Genomic DNA, 15,092 nt, shown 5'->3' on the forward strand with positions numbered 1-15,092 from the left:
AATGAAACCCGGCTTATCAAGAGCCGTGGAGGTATGTCATGGGCATGAACCTGCGAGTTGCCGTCGCCGTGGCCGGGGCTGTTACGGTCGTCGTGCCCGGGCTTCGCGCGGCAGAGCCGGTGCAATCGGTGTCTTCGCAGGAGGAGCCGGCACAGATCGTGCAGCAGGTCGTCGGTCGGCAGGACGCTCGACAGGTGATCGGATGGACGGATGTCAAGCTGGCAAAGACGGCGCGGCAGGTCGCGAGCAATGCCGGCAACATCGTCGAAGTCGAGGCCCGTCCGCTGGACAGTGTGTCGCAAACCTTTGACGGCCAGCAGTTCTCCATCAATGATATCGTGCTCAATGCTGTCTCTGCACTCGAAGGCATCGAGCAGGAGGCCAGCAATACGGCGAATGCCGTGGTCGGCGGCACGGTCGGCCGCGTCGAACAGAATTTCGTCGATGGCGCCTCGCAGCATGCCTTCAATACGCTTTCTCTGCCGGAGCTTGCCGGCACCATCCGGCAATCGGGCATCAATACGATCAACCTGATCCATTCGAAGGAATCTGTGGCGATCAGCTCGCAGAACTTTGCCGAACAAGCCGAGCAGGTGATCGAGAACCGGCTGAGGGTGACCGGTGTCGGCGGAGGTGGGGCAATCGTTCAGGAGGGTACCAATATCGGCAACGTCATCGTTGCCGGTAAGGTCACTGAGGTCGTTCGCGATTTTGCCGGAGACCAGATCATCAACAATGTGGTGACGGTGCAGGAGGGTGCGGATTGGGGTTCGATCAGCCAGGGCGGCACCAATATTGCCAATTACATCGAGGCTGAAAGTATTGGAACGCTTTCCCAGACTTCGACCGGCCGTCAGTTTGTGACAAATCAGGTCGAACTGGTGACGCTTGCGGGTCTGACGGAGCAGTTGACGACGCCCGGGATCGAGCAGCGGTCTTCGAATTATGTGAATGTTATCGTGCTGAAGGCCCCCGCAGTCGATGACGTGCCGGCAACGATCGATGTGTCGCAGACCGGGGACTACGAACAATCGGTGAGTGGTGCCAGTGGCGGCGCGACACAGCAGACCGGCAACTCGGTGTCGATCGATCGATGACTGCTATCAATAGCCCGAGCATGCGGGGTCCGGACACCATTGCGGGAAGTCGATCCAGGGAGCATCCGGCCATTGTGCCGGTTTTTCTGTCATGTATAACTCTGCGGCCTTCATGTATTTTTGATGCTGCTTCGTCAGTTTTTCGGAGCATATATAAGCCGCATGCTGTTTCAGCAGTTTTCCAATACTGTCTCGGGCCTGATCGTCAACGGGTGTTGGGACAGGCTGTTTCAGTGATGTGAAGTAGGCGTCTATGCCGGCGGTCAAACGCATTGGAGAGCCTTGTACATAGGGTTCGCAGGTCGCACTTACGCGTTTCAGGTCGACCATGGCGCGGACGAAATCCTCCACCGGATTGGCGTATGCGCTCGCGGAAGAAAATCCTATAATTATTGTTGATGACAAATATAAATATATGCGCATGTCATCCGCCTATACATTGTTTGATTTCAAAAATTTTGCTTCATTTTCCGTCGTTTGTCCAGCTATGTCATTGTATCTTCATGATCGACATTTTTGTGTTGTGAATACGCAACGAATTGAGCTGCATTCGTAACCGATATTGAAAGTATGGAATTTTTTCGCTGTATCCTTAGTTTTTTAGTGATATTCCTCGCTGGAAGTATTTACGAATGCCGGGCGCATTCAAGGAGCAGTGGAGGGTGTCATGGGTGGTTTTCGACAGATCGCATTTCCAGTCGTTCTTGCCGTTGTCGTGCCGTGCAGCGCGTCGGCCAATGGTCTCGGAGACGATCGGCCCTACCAGTTTCGCTCTGCCAATGAACGCCAGGTTCTTCTTAATCTCGAGCGCACACGCCTTGAGTTGCAGGGCCGTTTCAATACGGGCGTCGGTTCTGCGGCCGGGCTTGGCACGCAACAGACCGGCAATTCGACCACGATCAACGTCACCGGCTCGAACAACGACATCACGGTGACGCAGGATCATAATGGCGACCAGACGATCGATCAGAACAACAGCAATAATTCCATCCTGAACAATTAAGGAGACCAGAGATGATCTCCGGTAAATCGCGTCTTGTTTTTGCGGCGTCCCTGCTTCTGCTCGCCTCGTGCCAATCGCAAGTGGCCGAAAAGGCACCCAAGCCGGCCTTTCTTGGCCCTGTGCCGATCGCCACCCGCACGCCGGTCGATGCCGCGCTCGAATGCCTGGCAAAGACGCCGGAAGTGCAGAAATATCCGCGCATCTTCGCCGTCCATGTGATCACCGACCAGACCGGCCGCTATTCGTCGGAAGAGGCGGGCAATTATCTGCCGCGCGATAGCGCCGGCATGATGATTTCGCTTCTGCAAAAGGCCGGCGTGAAGCAGGTCAACCGGTCGAACACGGCCGTGTCGGAATGGGAAATTGCCAGGGCGCGGGAGCAGATCCTCGGTGATGGCGGCAATGTTGTTGTCGGCGGCGAAAGCCTGCCGTTCCGCCCGCTGGTCAAGGGGGGCTTGCGCGGCTCCGACTATGTGATCGACGGTGTCATCACCCAGCTCGACTTCAACAGTTATTCGGGCGGCGCCGAAGCCTCGATTGGTGGTGCCGGCATCGGCGCGCGCCGTTTTGCCGTCACGGCGGCCGTCGACATCCGCGTCACGGACACCACGTCGACGCGCATCATCCGGGCGAAATCCTATTCGAAACAAGCGGTTGGCCGTGAAGTTTTCGCATCCGTGTTCCGCTTCTTCTCCGATGAGCTGTTCGATATCAAGATCGGTGACAAGTCGCAGGAAGGGTTGCAGGCGGCCATTCGCTGGGTGCTCGCCGATGCCGCCTATGACATGGTCAAGGAGCTGTCGGGCCACAAGGGTGCCTGCGATGCTCTTTTGCCGAAGGCCTCGCAAGACGATCGCGCCCTGCAGATGCCCAATCCGGCGGTGAGTCAGGTTTCAAGCCGGCTGCCGGGGCCGGTCGCAAGCTATGTACCGGCCGCTGCATCTCCGGCATTGCCCGCGCCAGTGCCGGTCCAGGCGCAAAGTCCAGCGCCGGTTCCGCCGGCGGATCCTGCACCCGGTCAGGGCTCGGTGCCGCTCTATGGGGATCTGCCCGGGGTGGTGCTTGTGCCGATGCCTGGCGAGGTGCCTGGCGATTGAGGACAGGCCGTTTGCGCGCGAAGGGGGCGGTCGGTGTTGGATTGCTCGCTTGTGTGCCGATCCGTCACCCCGGCCTTTTCGCCTTGTCGCAGGGGCGTCCATCCCTATATTTGGCCAGAGATCATGTAGCCCCATGGCCGGGCGGGGAGTTGCCTCTTGTTTTCCTTCGACAACAGCTATGCGCGCCTGCCGCAGGTCTTTCATCGTCCGGCAAAGCCCGCAGCGGCGGCAAGGCCGAAGCTGATCCGGTTCAATCCGGCGCTTGCGGCGGAACTCGGGCTTGACCTTGCCGAGGTGGATGATGCCCGGCTCGCGCAGGTGTTTTCCGGCCAGGTGATCCCGCTTGGGGCCGAGCCGATCGCGCAGGCCTATGCGGGGCATCAGTTCGGCCATTTCAATCCGCAGCTGGGCGATGGACGGGCGCTGATGCTTGGCGAAGTCCTGGATCTGCAGGGGCGTCGTCGCGATATCCAGCTGAAGGGGGCTGGCCCGACGGCTTTTTCGCGCAATGGCGATGGGCGTGCAGCGCTTGGCCCGGTGCTGCGCGAGTATATTCTGTCGGAAGCCTTTGCGGCCCTTGGGGTGCCTGCGACCCGGGCGCTTGCGGCGGTTGCTACCGGTGAGGCGGTGATGCGGGAAACCATGCTTCCGGGTGCGGTTCTGACCCGCGTCGCCGCAAGCCATATCCGTGTCGGGACCTTCCAGTTTTTCGCGGCCGAGGGCAATGACGAAGCCGTCAGGACGCTTGCCGATCACGTGATTGCGCGGCACTATCCGCATGTGGCAACGGCCGAGAAGCCCTATCTTGCCGTGCTTCATGCCATTGCCGAAGCGCAGGCCAAGCTGATTGCGCGGTGGCTGTCGATCGGCTTCATCCATGGCGTGATGAACACCGACAACATGGCGGTGTCAGGCGAGACGATCGATTTCGGCCCTTGCGCCTTTCTCGACGAATACGATCCCCGGAAGGTGTTTTCCTCGATCGATCAGCGCGGACGTTATGCCTATGGCAACCAGCCGGGAATCGGCCAGTGGAATATTGCAAGGCTTGCCGAATGCCTGCTGCCGCTCATCGATGAGAATGAGGAGAAGGCCGTCGAGGCGGCCAATGGCGTCCTTGCCGCCTTCGGTGAGATCTTCCAGGCGGAGTGGCTGTCGCTGTTCCGCGCCAAGCTTGGCCTTGATGGCGAGGCGGCGGATGATCGCCAGCTGGTCTCGGATTTCCTTGACCTGATGCATCAGGGAGAAGCCGATTTCACGCTGACTTTCCGTGCTCTTGGCAAGCTTGCCGGCGGTACGGCAGATGACGTTCTGCTTGGCCAGTTCAAGGCGCCGGTCGATCTGTCGTCCTGGCTCGCCCGCTGGCGGTCTCGCATCGACGATGGTCGCGCGCCGGCCACGAGACAGGGGGGGATGGATGCGGTCAATCCGGCCCTCATTCCGCGCAATCATCGGATCGAGGAGGCCATTGCGGCCGCCGTCTATAACGACTTCTCCTTCTTTCATCGGTTGGTCGATGCCTTGTCCGATCCCTATCGGGAGTTGCCGGACGCCGAGGATCTGCGCTTGCCGCCAACGCCCGAGCAGCGCGTCACGCGGACCTTTTGCGGCACCTGAGGCAAGCGCAGGGACGAGCCTTGCCGCACGGATTGTGCGTTGCGCTAAAAATTTGCGTATTATCAGGTCCTTTTGGCAAGTGTCTGATTTTGCTCGTATGCGCTGCAACACCCCTTATGATTGCATTGGATTAATGTAGGTATCGCTGATTGTTCTTGTGGATCATAAATCGCAGGATGCGGTCAGTTGATACATCCAAAAAAAGTCTGTTATGCTGGCTTTACAAGAAGAGATTTTGAGAGGCCCGGCAAATTTAATGGATTTTCGATAGTTCGGGCAATTTAAGAAATCCCAAAAAATGTAATTTTATGAAACTCTTCCGATTTGTCCATCGGAAGGAGCGGTTCTTGTTGTGCCATTTTTTCGAATAGGGGGCTTTATCGAGATATGGACTCAGCCTTTGTAAGTATTCATCGCGTTACGCCATTGTCGTCACCTCAGGCTGGCATGTGGCTCAAGGAAAAGATCTCTGGTCACGGCTGGAGTTTCATGCTTGCCGAGGCCATCGAAATTGTCGGTGACCTCGATCCCACGCTGTTTTTTGTGTCGCTGCGACAGCTTTCCGAAGAGCTCGAAGCGACGCGCACGCGGATCCGGGAGGTTGAAGGACAACCAGAGCAGGTATTTCTGCCGTCTTATCCGGGCGAGTTTCCGCTGATCGATCTGTCCGGGCGCGCCGATCCGTCCGGTGCCGCCGAGGCCTGGATGCAGACCGAGCTCCAGCGTCCGCTTGATCTGGCCAGTGATGATCTTTGGCGATGCGCCCTGTTGCGGCTCGGCTCCGACCAATGGATCTGGTACAACAGCGCCCACCACATCCTGTTCGACGGCTTTTCCGGTGGTTTGATCGCGCATCGCGTGGCGGAGATCTATTCAGGCCTGAAACAGGGACGCAGCATGCCTGTTACGCCCTTCGGAACGACGGACGATCTGCGCGACCAGGAACTCGCCTATCGCGGGTCGGTGCATTTCGAGCGCGATCGGCGATACTGGATGGAGCAGCTTTCCGGCCTTCCCGATCCGGTAACGCTTGCCAGGCGCAAAGTGGAGCCTGTGGGCGGTCTGTTGCGCCACAGCGTGGAGATGGACCGCGCCCGCATTGATGCGCTGGAGGCCCTCGGGCGCACCGCCGGTGGCAGCCTCCCGCAGACGCTGATTGCCCTGGTCGCCACTTATTATGCAAGGGCAACCGATGTCGAGGACCTGACAATCCTCACCATGGTCACCGCCCGCATCAGCAGCGAGATGCGCCGCATTCCGGGCATGGTCGCCAATGCCGTGCCTTTGCGCTTCTCGTTCCGCCCGGAAACAACCCTGGCCGATGTCGTGAAACAGGCCGCCCAGCAGATGGCGCGCGCGCTGCGCTATCAACGCTACCGCTACGAAGACATGCGCCGTGATCTCGGCCAGTCGCATCGCGAGGAGCAGATCGCCTGGCTCGGGGTCAATATCGAGCCGTTCAACTACGGTTTTGATTTCGACGGATTGCCGGCCAATGCCCGCAACCTGTCGAACGGCACGATGACGGATCTGACCATTTTTGCCTATGACCGGGGCGATGGCTCGGCGGTGCGATTTGATTTCGACGCCAATCCCGGTCTTTACAGCCGCGAGGAGCTTGTCGAGCACCAACAGCGGTTCGTGTCGATGATCGACGGCCTGATCGATCAGCCAGGGCGCCTCGTCGCCACGCAATCTCTTCTGCTGCCTGAAGAGCGCGAGCGGGTTCTGGTTCAGTGGAATGCCACGGGCAGGCCGATCGAGCAGGTCAGTTGGCCGGAACTCTTTCGTCGGCAGGCGGAACGCAGCCCCCATGCAACAGCCGTCATCTTTGGCGATCACGCGCTGTCCTATGTGGAGGTGGACCGCGCCTCTGATGATTGGGCACGGCATCTGATCGCCGAAGGCATCCGTGCCGGCGATCTGGTTGCCATTGCCCTGCCGCGGTCGGAAGCGATGCCGGTCATGCTTCTGGCTGTGCTCAAGGCTGGAGCCGCCTATCTGCCGCTCGACCCTTCCGACCATAGTGACCGGCTGGGAGCGATCCTCAAGGAGGCGATGCCGCGCGCCGTGATCACAACCACCGAACTCGAAGACGAGATCGAGCTTGGTGACGTGCCGCGTATCTTCGCCGACCATCCGCCGCTTGTCTCGGAGGCGGATCTGCCAGCGCCGGCAGGGCCTCAGGATACGGCCTATGTCATCTTTACCTCCGGCTCGACGGGGCGTCCCAAGGGGGTGGAAATCGCCCATCGCGGGCTCACCAACTTTTTGGTTTCGCTGCAGGATATTGTCGGTCTCAAACCCTTGGACCGGCTGCTCGCCGTCACCACGCTCGCCTTCGATATCGCCGTGCTCGAACTGTTTCTGCCGCTTCTGTCCGGCGCGACGGTGGTGATTGCAAAGCGCGATACGGTGCGCGATCCGGTGGCGCTGCGGCGGCTGATTTCCCGCGAGGGGATTACCGTCTTGCAGGCGACGCCCTCGCTTTGGCGGGCGCTCCTGCAGGATGGTACGACCGGGATTGAAGGTCTCAGGCCTCTGGTCGGTGGCGAGGCCTTGTCGCCGGACCTTGCCCACAGCATGGCGCGGCTTGGCCATCCCGTGCTCAATCTTTATGGCCCGACCGAAACGACGATCTGGTCGACGGTCATGTCCCTGTCGGGGAGCGATCTTGCCGCGCCCGCCATCGGCCGGCCCATCTGGAATACCGAGCTCTATGTGGTGGATCGCCACGGCCAGCCGGTGCCGCCCGGCTTTGTCGGTGAATTGCTGATCGGGGGCATGGGTGTCGCCAAGGGGTATCTCAACCGCCCGGAGCTGACGGAGGAGCGCTTCATTCCCGATCCATTCTCGGGCCGGGGGCGGCTCTATCGCACGGGAGACCTGGTGCGCTGGCGCGCCGATGGAAACCTGGAATATCTCGGCCGCAACGATTTCCAGATCAAGATCCGCGGTTTCCGCATCGAGCCCGGTGAGATCGAGACGGCACTGGTCAGCGAGGAGGGTATTGCTGAAGCCGTCGTGGTGCTGCGCGAAGACCCTGGTGTCGACAAGCGGCTGGTCGCCTATCTGGTCCGCGATCCGGGCTCGGACGCCTTCGATCCGAAGGCAATCAGCCGTCGGCTTGCCGCCGTGCTGCCGAGCCACATGGTGCCTGCAGCCTATGTCGAACTTGCTGCCATGCCGCTCAACAGCAATGGCAAGATCGACAGGAAGGCCCTGCCGGCGCCCGAATGGCGGGCGAAAAGCGATGATGTCGTTCTCCCCCGCAATGATACGGAGCGAAAGCTCGCCGAACTGTGGTGCGAGGTTCTGGGGCTGGAAACGGTCGGCATTCATGATGATTTCTTCGCCCTTGGCGGAGATTCGCTCGCTGCTGCCGGCATGATCTCGGCACTGCGTGGCAAGATCAGCGGCGAAATTCCGCTGGCTGCCGTTTTCGAGACGCCGACGATTGCCGCTCTTGCCGAGCGGCTGGAAGTGGCGGAGGAGCCGCATTCGCTGATGCAGCCGTTCCTGCCGATCAAGGCGACGGGTGACAGGGCGCCGCTCTTCTGCATCCACCCTCTGCTCGGGCTCGGCTGGGGCTTCTTTGCGCTTGGCCAGCATGTCGGCGAGGACGTGCCGATCTATGCGCTGCAATCGGACGGGCTGACCGATCCGGCAGCGGCACCTGCGAGCATCGAGGAGACGGCCCGCCGCTATCTCGAGCGTATCCGGGCGCGCCAGCCGCATGGCCCTTATCATATCATCGGTTGGTCGCTGGGTGGTCTGATCGCCCACGAGATCGCACGGCTCCTGCGCAAGGATGGCGAGGCGATTGCCTTTCTCGGCATGCTGGACAGCTACACCTTCCGCCCGGGCGGGGCGGCGCTTGGCGAGAAGGTGCTGGCAGAGGCCGCCATGGCCTTTCTCGGCGTAAGCATCGAGGATGCGGAGGGGATTGAAACCTTGCAGGCCTTGGGCGACTTCGCCGTCGACCGTTTCTACCAGGAGAATTCGGGCTATCTCGCCTATACGGGCCTGGATGATCCAAGGTTGGTCGACCGGGCGCGGCAGGTCATTCTCGAGAATTTCCATATGGCCGGGCGTTTTGTGCCGGGGCATCTGGATGCAGACCTGCATTTCTTCCGGGCAGGGCGCGTGATGGCGGCACCGGCCACGCGGCTGGTGATCGACTACGACGTGGAGGCCTGGCTGCCGCATATTGGCGGACGTATCTATCTGCGCACGCTCGATTGCGGCCATGACGACATGTTGAACCCCGCACCGGCTGCTGAAATCGGCGCGGTCATCCAGGCCGAACTTCTGCGCGAAATCCTTGTTCTCCGTCGGACGCAAGATGAGAAGCCACGGATAGCGCTCTGATTTATAATATGAAAATGAAGGGCGCTCTTCATCGGAGCGCCCCTTTTCGCGCGGTGTCGGTCGGCGCATGACGCTGTCAGCGGGTGCCCATCCCATCGAGAGATGCAAGCAGGTTCGGCCCTGTCGGTGCCCAGCCAAGTCTTTGTTGCGTCAGCATTGAAGACGCCCGCATATCGAGACCGGCAAAACCGGCCATTGCGCCAAAGTGCAGTTTTGCCTCTTCCGCCGGGATCGATAGGGCGGGGATATCCAGGCTGCGGGCAATGGCGTTTGCGATGTCACGCAGGCTGACAGCCTCCTCGCCAACGGCATGGTAGCGTTGCCCCGGTTCAGCCGTCTCGATTGCCATGCGGAAGAGCCTCACGGCGTCGCTCAAATGGCATGCCGACCAGCATGTCGCGCCGTCCCCGACAAAGGCAGCAGAGCCTGTGGCACGGGCGATATCGATGAGATAGCTGACGAGGCCCTGGCGATGGGTGTCATGGATCTGCGACAGCCGGACTGTGGCGATGTTCAAGCCTGCCTCAGCCAGATCCCTTGCTGCGAGTTCCGAGGCGATGCGGGGTGTCGGGTGGTTGAGGTCAAGCACCGTCTCGACCGCGATTTCACCCGGGGCTGGGCTTCCCATGCCGATGCCGGAGGTGATGAGCATGGGGCAGGTGGACCCCGCAATGCCGCGCCCGAGTGCTGCGATCGCGGCAGCATCCTTGCGGCAATTGGCGAGATAGTTGGAAAAATCATGGTCGAAGGCGAGGTGGATGACGGCATCGGCCTTGGCCGCGCCCGCTGTCAGGCTGTCCGGATCTTCCAGCCTGCCTTCATGGGCCTCGGCGCCCAGTGCCTGAAGCTTTGCGGCGCCCTGCGCTGAGCGGGAGAGCCCGAGCACTTGATGGCCAGCGCCCAGCAGTTCGGGAATGAGAGCCGATCCGATGAAGCCTGTGGCGCCGGTGAGAAATATGCGCATGTGCGTTTCCTTTGCAGTTCAACGCGACAAGCCATGACAGATCCATTATCATGGTAAAGTAGTGACTTTATCCTGGTATAATAACCCTCAGGCTCCGAGGCTTCCCATGGCGGCGACAACACTTGCGCAGTATCTCCGGGATCGCCGAACCCGGCTTGACCCTGCGGCCTTCGGCTTTTCCGGCAGGCGGCGCACGCCGGGTCTCCGGCGCGAAGAAATTGCCCAGCGCGCCAATATCAGCGCGACCTGGTACACCTGGCTGGAGCAGGGGCGTGGCGGGGCTGCGTCCGCCGATGTGCTGAACCGCATTGCCACCGCCATGCTTCTGACCGAGGCGGAGCGCGAACACCTGTTCATGCTGGGCCTGGGACGTCCGCCCGAGGCGCGCTACAGAGAGGTCGAGGGCGTCCATCCCCGCCTGCAGCGCTTTATCGACCGTCTCGAAACCTGTCCGGCCGTGGTCAAGACCGCGACCTGGGAGGTGGTCGCCTGGAACAAGGCGTCGACCATCGTTCTCTCCGACTATGGCCGCCTTCCCCCCGGTGAGCGCAACATGCTGCGCTTCCTGTTTTCGGACCCTGGCGTGCGGGCAAAGCAGCACAATTGGGAAGCCATGGCGCGCTTCGCCGTCGGTGCCTTTCGCGCCGATGTCGCGCGGGCAGGGGCCATGTCCGAGGTGGAAGAGCTTGTGTTCGAGCTTTCGGAGATAAGCCCCGATTTCCGCCGGCTTTGGAGTGAAAACCGCATCAGCACGCCGGACGAGGGGGCGAAACACCTCGATCATCCGCTGCTGGGTTCCATCGACCTTGAGTATTCCGCCTTTGCCGTCGATGGCCGTCCGGACCTCAATCTGATGGTCTATACCCCGCTGGACGAGGTCGTTGCGGAACGCATCCGTCATCTTGTCGCGGGGCCGTAACAGAAAAGGCGCCCGTTGCGGGGCGCCTTTTCCCATAGGATCAATTGCGGACCGATCAGCTGGCCGGTGTCAGCGTCATCGAGGTGCCGGTTGCGGCGATGTTAAGGCCAAGCTGGCCGGAGACGCTGATCGGCTGCAGATGGATCGAGCCTTCCGTGCCGCCGAAGAGAACATTCGCGCCGACGCCGGCACCGAGTGTCGCTTCAGCCGATGCGCCGCCGTAAAGGCCGCCGAGCGAGCCCTTGTGATAGCCGGCGGTCGGAGCGAATACGGCCCAGACGATGCGGCCCTTTGCGGTGTAGCCAAGGTCAACGCCGAATTTCTTGATGGCGCCCGAATACTGATCCATCGGCTCGCCGCCGATGACCGAGGTGAAGGCGCAATCGGCTGTCTTGGCCGAACCGAGAACATAGCCAAAGCCAGACCCGATGGCGCAGTCGAGATAGCCGATGCGAACGCCGCCCGACGGGCCGCTTTCCTGGAAGGTCGGTGCCGGCTCGCTATAGGTCATGTCCGCCGCGATCGCCGTGCCGACATGGGCTGCGACGGAAAGGGTGGCAAGGCTTGCCGCGATCAGTGTCTTCATGGTGATAATCTCCTTGCAGTGGTCTGCCCGTCGATTTCGGCCGGTTTCCGGCTTGCGGGACAGTTCCGAGGAACAAACGCGTAAACCCGAAGAATGATCCAACTGAGGCAAAAGGAAGCTGTGTCCCCGGCAAATCGCAGATTTTTGCACCGAAATCGGGCGTGGAACCGGCTGATGGACTTGCGTTCGGCCTGTCTGTCTTAACAGGTCTTGCCAAACTGTGCCGTTTTGCAACGCATGTGCCGCGCGGGACTTGGGCCGGGACTTTCCGGTCTTCTTATTCCTCCTGCGACAGCCAAGCCCGCCGCCACGACGCGATGGGAAAGATATTGCCGTGCAAACTGGTCGTGGGTCCCTTGCAGAATGTCGCATACAGGCTGCAATTGTCTCGTTACGCCTCTTAAGATCGGGGCCACATCATTCACTCCCAGACATCAGGGTTTTCGGCAATGGCAGAGTTTCCGTCCAAGGCAAAGGTCGTCATCATCGGGCTTGGAGGCATTGTTGGTGCCTCCATCGCCCATCACCTGATCGAACGCGGCTGGGACGATATCGTCGGCATCGACAAATCAGGCATTCCCACAGATATCGGCTCGACGGCCCATGCCTCCGACTTCTGTTACACCACGTCCCACGACTATCTCTCGGTCTGGACGACCCAGTATTCCATCGATTTCTACGAGAAGATGGGCCACTACGCCCGAATCGGCGGTCTCGAAGTCGCCCGCACCGGCGACGACACCTGGATGGAAGAGATCAAGCGCAAGCTCTCGTCTGCCCGCGCCTTCGGCACCCGCGCCCATTATGTCTCGCCGTCCGAGATCAAGGCCATGTTCCCGCTGATCGAGGAAGATCAGGTCATGGGCGGCATGTTCGATCCGGATGCCGGCCTCGTCGTTCCGCGCTCCCAGACCGTTGCCGGCAAGCTCGTCGATGCCGCTGAAAAGTCCGGCAAGCTTCAGATGTTCGGCAATACGCCGGCCCAGTCGCTCATCGTCGAGAATGGTCGCATCAAGGGCGTCGTCACCCATCGCGGCACGATCATGGCCGATCACGTCATCGTCTGCGCCGGTCTCTGGGGCCGTCTGATCGCCGAAATGGTCGGCGAAGACCTGCCCGTCATGCCGGTCGACCATCCGCTCACCTTCTTCGGTCCGTATAACGAGTTCGAAGGCACGGGCAAGGAAATCGGCTATCCGCTGCTGCGCGACCAGGGCAATTCCGCCTATATGCGCGACACCGGCGACCCGAAGACCACCGAGGGCGGCCAGATCGAATGGGGTTATTACGAGCAGCACAATCCGCGCATGTGCCATCCGCACGAGCTCCTGGAAAAGCATGAGGCGCGCCTCTCGCCGTCGCAGCGCGATCTCGACATGGAGCAGATCCTCGAGCCGCTCGAAAAGGCGATGGAACTGACGCCGATCCTTGGCGAACTCGGCTATAACGAAGGCCACAGCTTCAACGGTCTTCTCCAGGTCTCCGCTGCCGGTGGTCCGTCCTGCGGCGAAAGCCAGAAGGTGCGCGGCCTCTGGTATTGCGTCGCCATCTGGGTCAAGGACGGCCCTGGTTACGGCAAGCTGATCGCCGACTGGATGACCGATGGCCGCACCGAGATCGACCATAACTCGATCGATTACGCCCGCTTCTATCCGCATCAGCTGACCGAAGAGTTCATCGCCGGCCGCTCTTATGAAGCGGCCCAGAAGATCTACTTCCCGGCCGTTCACACGCGCGAGCCCTATGCCTCCGGCCGCAATGTCAAGCGTTCACCAATGTATGGCCGCGAAGTCGAACTCGGCGGCTACTTTATGGAGCTCGGCGGCTGGGAGCGTGCCCATGGCTATGCGGCCAACGAGCACCTGCTGGAAAAGTATGGCGACCGCGTGCCGGTTCGCGAAAACGAGTGGGATAACAGGCACTTCTGGCGCGTTTCGAATGCCGAGCATCTGGCGATGAGCGAGGATTGCGGCATCGTCAACCTCAGCCATTTCCACATGGTCGACATCGAAGGCCCAGATCATGTCGAGCTTTTGGAATGGCTCTGCGCCGCCAAGATCGGTGGCGACGCCAATATCGGCAAGGGCATCTACACCCACTTCCTCGACGACGAGGGCATGGTGCGCGCCGACTTCACCGTCTTCCGCATGGAAGACCGCTGCCGCCTGGTCAACGGCGCCGATGCCGGCCCGCGCGACTTCCACTATATGAAGCGCGTGGCTGAAGATCGCGGCCTTGACGTCACCATCACCGATGTGTCGGAGAAGTTCATCACCATCGGCATCTGGGGCCCCAATGCCCGCGAAAACCTGAAGAAGGTTGTCGCCGATCCCGCCGGCCTCGACATCGAAAACTTCCCCTTTGCCGCGATCAAGCCGATCGAGATTGCCGGCAAAAACGTTGCCGCCTTCCGCATTTCCTATGTCGGTGAGCAGGGCTGGGAACTGCACATGAAGTACGAAGATGGCCTCGCCGTCTGGGATGCGCTCCGCGCCACCGGCGTCATGGCCTTCGGCGTCGAAACCTATGCCAACTCGCGCCGCATGGAAAAGAGCCTGCGCCTGCAGAACGGCGACCTCTTGACCCAGTACAATCTGATCGAGGCGGATCTCGCGCGCCCGAAGGTCAAGGAAGCCGATTTCCGCGGCAAGGCCAAGCATCTCGAATACAAGGCCCGCGACAAGCAGCCGGCCATGCTCTGCACGCTTGTCATGACCGACAATGTCGACAAGTCGGGCGTCGCCCGTTACCCGGTCGGCTCCATGCCGGTCGTCGATCCTGCGTCTGGCGAGGTGCTCGTCGACAGCCTTGGTCGCCGCTCTTACACGACGTCGGTTGCCTACGGCCCGACCATCGGCAAGAACATCGCACTCGCCTATCTGCCGGCGGAGTATTGCGAAGTCGGCCGCAAGCTGAATGTCGAATATTTCGCCGAGAGCTTCCCGGTCGAAGTTGCGGCGGTCGGTTACAAGCCGCTGTATGATCCGGAGAACTTGAAGCCGCGCAGCTGAGGCTAGGGCGGTTCGCTCAGAGAGTTGTGGACCCGTCGGTCGTAAGGCCGGCGGTTTTTTTCACCTCTCCCCTTGTGGGAGAGGTTACAAAATCGAAGGCTTAGCCCGATCAGGGCTAAACTTCAGATTTAGTTGGTGAGGGGATTGGTGCTGCGGGTTCGACATAACCGATCCCCTCTCTGGCGATTTCTGATGTTTGGCAGTGGCTTGCGCCACGACTAATTCATCTCACAGCCTTCGCGCGGCGTTGCGCTTGCGGCCTTTGCCCCTCATCCGCCTCCTGAGCTTGTCGAAGGGCGGGCACCGTGCGCATCCCACCTCCCCCCATGCGGGGGAGGACGGAAAATCGAAGGGTTAGGCGCGCGTAAGCCGCCTAAACTTCAGATTTTCCTGGAGAGGGGCACAGTTCCGTTGGCAATAACCTGAC

Annotated in this window: 10 protein-coding genes; 7 read left to right on the forward strand and 3 right to left on the reverse strand. The window is 60.7% G+C overall.

What is annotated here, in order from left to right:
* Positions 1 to 38: 38 nt before the first annotated feature.
* Entirely contained in the window at positions 39 to 1,097 is a 1,059-nt protein-coding gene (locus ACSV9I_RS12525) for a hypothetical protein (protein ID WP_438329123.1), read from the forward strand.
* Between the two features lie 6 nt (positions 1,098 to 1,103).
* Here the strand turns inward: ACSV9I_RS12525 and ACSV9I_RS12530 are convergent, their stop codons facing one another.
* On the reverse strand, positions 1,104 to 1,520 hold the full coding sequence (locus ACSV9I_RS12530; protein ID WP_156318487.1) for a hypothetical protein: 417 nt from the start codon (positions 1,518 to 1,520) through the stop codon (positions 1,104 to 1,106).
* Between the two features lie 244 nt (positions 1,521 to 1,764).
* On the opposite strand from ACSV9I_RS12530, the gene ACSV9I_RS12535 reads away from it, so the two are divergent.
* The 4 genes from ACSV9I_RS12535 (at position 1,765) to ACSV9I_RS12550 (ending at position 9,185) form a co-directional block, all read left to right on the forward strand.
* The gene (locus tag ACSV9I_RS12535) at positions 1,765 to 2,100 is read left to right on the forward strand and encodes a hypothetical protein (protein ID WP_054157349.1); all 336 of its coding nucleotides are present in this window, start codon (positions 1,765 to 1,767) and stop codon (positions 2,098 to 2,100) included.
* Positions 2,101 to 2,111: 11 nt separating this feature from the next.
* Positions 2,112 to 3,197, forward strand: a complete 1,086-nt coding sequence (locus ACSV9I_RS12540; protein ID WP_438329124.1) for a CsgG/HfaB family protein — start codon at positions 2,112 to 2,114, stop codon at positions 3,195 to 3,197.
* A gap of 156 nt (positions 3,198 to 3,353) precedes the next feature.
* A complete protein-coding gene (locus tag ACSV9I_RS12545) occupies positions 3,354 to 4,814 on the forward strand; it encodes a protein adenylyltransferase SelO (protein WP_438329125.1) in 1,461 nt (486 codons plus the stop codon).
* A gap of 387 nt (positions 4,815 to 5,201) precedes the next feature.
* Complete coding sequence (locus ACSV9I_RS12550; protein WP_438329126.1) at positions 5,202 to 9,185, forward strand: amino acid adenylation domain-containing protein; 3,984 nt, start codon at positions 5,202 to 5,204, stop codon at positions 9,183 to 9,185.
* 76 nt (positions 9,186 to 9,261) lie between these two features.
* Here ACSV9I_RS12550 and ACSV9I_RS12555 read toward each other — a convergent pair whose 3' ends face one another.
* Positions 9,262 to 10,149 carry an SDR family oxidoreductase gene (locus tag ACSV9I_RS12555; RefSeq protein WP_438329127.1) on the reverse strand — a complete coding sequence of 296 codons (888 nt, stop codon included), beginning with the start codon at positions 10,147 to 10,149 and terminating at the stop codon, positions 9,262 to 9,264.
* Positions 10,150 to 10,255: 106 nt separating this feature from the next.
* On the opposite strand from ACSV9I_RS12555, the gene ACSV9I_RS12560 reads away from it, so the two are divergent.
* Positions 10,256 to 11,068, forward strand: coding sequence for a helix-turn-helix transcriptional regulator (locus ACSV9I_RS12560; protein ID WP_054157354.1), 813 nt, complete (start codon positions 10,256 to 10,258; stop codon positions 11,066 to 11,068).
* 55 nt (positions 11,069 to 11,123) lie between these two features.
* Here the strand turns inward: ACSV9I_RS12560 and ACSV9I_RS12565 are convergent, their stop codons facing one another.
* Positions 11,124 to 11,654 carry a DUF992 domain-containing protein gene (locus tag ACSV9I_RS12565; RefSeq protein WP_054157355.1) on the reverse strand — a complete coding sequence of 177 codons (531 nt, stop codon included), beginning with the start codon at positions 11,652 to 11,654 and terminating at the stop codon, positions 11,124 to 11,126.
* A gap of 449 nt (positions 11,655 to 12,103) precedes the next feature.
* Between ACSV9I_RS12565 and ACSV9I_RS12570 the strand changes: the two genes are divergently transcribed.
* Entirely contained in the window at positions 12,104 to 14,665 is a 2,562-nt protein-coding gene (locus ACSV9I_RS12570; protein ID WP_438329128.1) for a GcvT family protein, read from the forward strand.
* The last annotated feature ends 427 nt before the right edge of the window (positions 14,666 to 15,092 follow it).

It is taken from the genome of Rhizobium sp. G187 (assembly GCF_051549525.1).
GTDB lineage: Bacteria > Pseudomonadota > Alphaproteobacteria > Rhizobiales > Rhizobiaceae > Allorhizobium.